General features: G+C 49.8%; 3 protein-coding genes and 2 pseudogenes. 1 reads left to right on the forward strand and 4 read right to left on the reverse strand.

Annotation, left to right across the window (positions count from 1 at the left end):
- Positions 1-322, reverse strand: a pseudogene (locus AQ981_RS12660) (HAAAP family serine/threonine permease); the annotation flags it as partial.
- A gap of 1 nt (position 323) precedes the next feature.
- A pseudogene (locus AQ981_RS28135) lies at positions 324-458 on the reverse strand (HAAAP family serine/threonine permease); the annotation flags it as partial.
- A gap of 909 nt (positions 459-1,367) precedes the next feature.
- Here AQ981_RS28135 and AQ981_RS12665 point away from each other — a divergent pair.
- Entirely contained in the window at positions 1,368-1,748 is a 381-nt protein-coding gene (locus AQ981_RS12665; protein ID WP_058912108.1) for a biofilm formation regulator BssR, read from the forward strand.
- A 340-nt stretch (positions 1,749-2,088) separates the two neighbouring features.
- On the opposite strand, the gene AQ981_RS12670 is transcribed toward AQ981_RS12665, so the two are convergent.
- Positions 2,089-2,853, reverse strand: a complete 765-nt coding sequence (locus tag AQ981_RS12670; RefSeq protein ID WP_154675938.1) for a hypothetical protein — start codon at positions 2,851-2,853, stop codon at positions 2,089-2,091.
- 296 nt (positions 2,854-3,149) lie between these two features.
- Positions 3,150-3,647 carry a fimbrial protein gene (locus AQ981_RS12675; protein ID WP_082683195.1) on the reverse strand — a complete coding sequence of 166 codons (498 nt, stop codon included), beginning with the start codon at positions 3,645-3,647 and terminating at the stop codon, positions 3,150-3,152.
- Positions 3,648-3,752: the final 105 nt, after the last annotated feature.

Raw genomic sequence — 3,752 nt, forward strand, 5'->3', positions numbered from 1 at the left:
CACGCTCATGGCCTTAACGATCATCTGCTCGCCGAAGCGTACGATGGCCATCATACCGATAATCAGGATCAGCGACAGAATGGCGCGCGGCGGCGACACCAGCCCCAACTGGTGGGTGATAAAGCTGTCCACGGTGTTAGTGATCGCCACGCTGTAGACCAGCAGGATTGGGTAGATAGCGAAGAAATACAGCAGGGTAATCAGCTTACCGGCGCCAATGCCGAAATGTTCTTCCACCACTTCAGTAATATCTTCCCCGGGGTTTTTACCGGAGAGGACAAAACGGGTTAAACCGCGGTGGGCGAAGAAGGTCATCGGGAAANGACGCCGGCGTTAATCGGCAGGAACAGAACCCCGGCGCCGATAGCGGTACCGTACAGGCCGAGCATCCAGACAGTATCACTTTTTCGCCAGCTACTGGCTTCACGCGTGACGAGGGTATTTTGAACGGTATCCATAGTAGAGCCTCAGTAATGATATATGAGAGACTGGCGAACCAGGCTCTTATTCAGGTCATGATAAATGTGGTCTTTATTTTGCTATTTTATTAACAGTGACTATGGTGAGTTATTTACAGCGATCACATAACCGGATGAATAGAAGAGGCTTTTAAAGTATCAAAATTAATACCGAAATTTTGATGGGGTTGGTCGGTATCATTTTTAATACGTTAAGAGTTTGCGAGGCGTTTAGAATAAAATACACGGTTATGAAAGATTTGACCAGAAAAGTTAATTTTATTTGTAATATAAATAATGTAATTTATTGATAATAAATGAATTATCGTTGTTTTGATTGAGGTTTTTGGTGTTTTTATGTTCAAGGGGGAGAGGTTTCGTCGGCAATAACTCATCTGCCTGGTAAGGTATGTGGTTTATTTTGATGAGCGGCTTACTGTCAGCAGTGGCCTGCCCATTGCGTCGTTGTCACTTATTATAAGAGGAACGGCAAGGCAGGCAAAATAGTTGAGTTAAAAGCTAAGATATTCCTGCATGTTCATTCTGTTAAAAGACAGTGGATTTATTATTGCGTCAGCTGTTTGTTGTTCAGAACATGACGGTACCACGCTGTTGTTTATCGGAGCGTAAAATTGCTGGCGCGATCTAAGACAAACGGAACCCCAGGCGGAGGTATCGCGTGGTGCTGTACGAATTCGCGCTTATCGTTACAGGCACTGGCAGTGGCATCTGGCGCGGTATACGCAGCGACGGTGCGGTTACGGCTGGCTACCGGTATCTTATCTCTCCGCCCAATAAATCCATGGGGTTTTTATGGTCTTTGCTCAGAATTTTGACATCAGCCAATAAATTGCCTGGAAAATAACCGTATCGTGGGGTTGCGGATCCTCAACAACAAGAGGTGATGTTATGCCAGGGTTGTATCAACAACGCCTGGTCCGGAAAATGATTGCTGCACGATGCGTGTTACAGAATTACCTCGCGCTGAGAAAAGCGAAAGGGTATATGTCGGTTGAGGAGAGCGCGGCGTTACGCGATCGACTCTTTACCCTCTGTGGGCAGCTTCGCGAAGCGTTTCCCGCATTCCGCGAACGGCTGACCCCTGAACAGATTCTCGCATTCCAGGACGGAACCGGTGCGTTAACCACCGTGGCGCTTTGCCTGATGGGCGGCAGACGGGATTGCCCGCAGTTTATTGCCGTCGATGCCGGTAAGCTGGAACAGCAACTGGCGATTGTTCAATGGGCAACGGATTGTCTTTCCGGCCAGCATGAGGTTCAGGAAGCCTGACATCCCGGGGGAGCGCGCTCCCCCGTTTTTATTCATGGGGGATTTGGCGCCGGGTTGCTCAGGTATCCTTTTAACGTCCCTGATCCCATCTCCCTTATATCGGCCATAATCGATGCTTTCTTATTATGAAGTAAGGTGTTTTAACCGAGTTAACCCGGTAGTTGATATTTGTCTTCGGGGAGTTGCTGCTTGCTTATCGGGAGCAACAGGCCCGGGATACATTTTCAGCCCGAGCCTGGACTATCGACATGAGCGATATCCTGAATAGCTTCAGCCAGTCATTGCCGTAGATACAAATATAACGGACTGGTATATAAAATAACCCAACCCGATATATTTTTTATGGATAATCCACCATCAGGATCGTTTGCCCGCTGAAACTCCCGGTCGTACTGGTGCTACCGCTTAGCGTGGAACTGATGTTCAAACTTTGAGTACCGGTGGAACCGCTGATCTGTGACCCCAGAGCGGCGTTATTGACGCGCAATGTTGACTGTAGGCCGTTACTCAGCCGAATCGGATGGGTTAAAGCCCGCAGGATGTATGTTGTGTTACCGGAGCACTGCATGTTCAGGGTGGTGGAGGCGACATGCCCGGAGGCCGCCGAGATATCCAGCGTACCGTGGCTGATATTGGTGCTGGGAGAAGTTGGCGCACACCAGATATTATTAGGTGGAGTACAGGTTGCATTGATACCCAGAGGTTCATATTTGCCCGCCATAGTATGGAACCCTCCCATATATTTTACGCAGGTCACTTCACCCTGGAAGTACCAATACTGACCATTGGTAAGGACAGAATTATAATTACCATTTGCCAGCGTCTGCAAAGCGGGACCAACTTGCGCCCAGGTTGCCTGAGCCCCGACGGCCATACAGCCATTGCCTATACTGACATTCGTACCCGTTGCATTTCCACAGACTGGAAGTGTAGTCCATTGCGTCGGCTGGGCTTTAGTCTGGGCGACAATGCCGACAAAGCAGGTCGTCGAACCCGTTATGCCCATATCCGCGCAGAAATTTGCTGTCGATTCGGCAGTGATCGGTGCCGGACGTACCGTGATATTGACGACCAGTGCGTTTCCGGAAGCACTGGTTCCCGTCACTGCCGTTACCGCAGGCCAGGAATAACTGGTAGGGGCTGCATATATCCCGGGACTTATTAATAAAATTGCCAGCATAGACAGTTTTATATTATTCATTATGTTCGCCATCAATCTTCATTGAAATAATTACGATGTCAGATATGCTGCAAACGCGGTGAATCATTCGCAGCGTTTTCTGATTTTTTTCACTGAATACTCTTTTCCTGTGCCTGCGGGGAAACCCAACACGGCAAAAAAAATTCAGCAACTGACAGGTCTTAATTGAGCGATTCCATTTGCAGCCATTTTTTTATGACTTACTGATATTCCGCCCGCAGTGTTGCCGTGGCGCTGAATTGCCCTTCCACCAGTTCTACTCCGTCGCGCTGGACCAGCAATGCTTCGACAGCCGGTAGCGTCAGGCTGTTGATGCTAATCGCTTCCCCCAGCTTAAACGGCTGGCCGTTCTGGTAGATTTTCACCCCCAGATTTGCCTGTTGCGCCGTCACCACCGTGGCATTATCGACATCAAATCCTGCCGCGTTGCCGCGTACGCTCAGCCGTAACTGCCAGGCCAGACTGGTGTCCTCGCACTTCAGGGTTAACGGCACCGGTTTACGATAATTACCGTCTACCACTTTTTTTATCCGTACATCGCCAAAGTCGACATACACCGGACCACCTTCACTGATGGTGCAGGCCGGTGGTTCCACCAGGGTGCCGAGAAACTCCAGGTTCTCCGGGTCTGACGCGCCGGCCATTGCTGGCAGTAACAGCAGGAAAATCCACGCGGGCCGTTGTCTTTTGTTGTCCATTTCATGTCTTCCGTTTACTGGTATTCCACTACCAGAGAAGCCAGCACCCGGAAGGCGCCGCCACTCAGGGTGACGCCGTTCTGCTTGATCAGCGCCGCAGATAAA

It is taken from the genome of Entomohabitans teleogrylli, assembly GCF_001484765.1.
Lineage (GTDB): Bacteria > Pseudomonadota > Gammaproteobacteria > Enterobacterales > Enterobacteriaceae > Entomohabitans > Entomohabitans teleogrylli.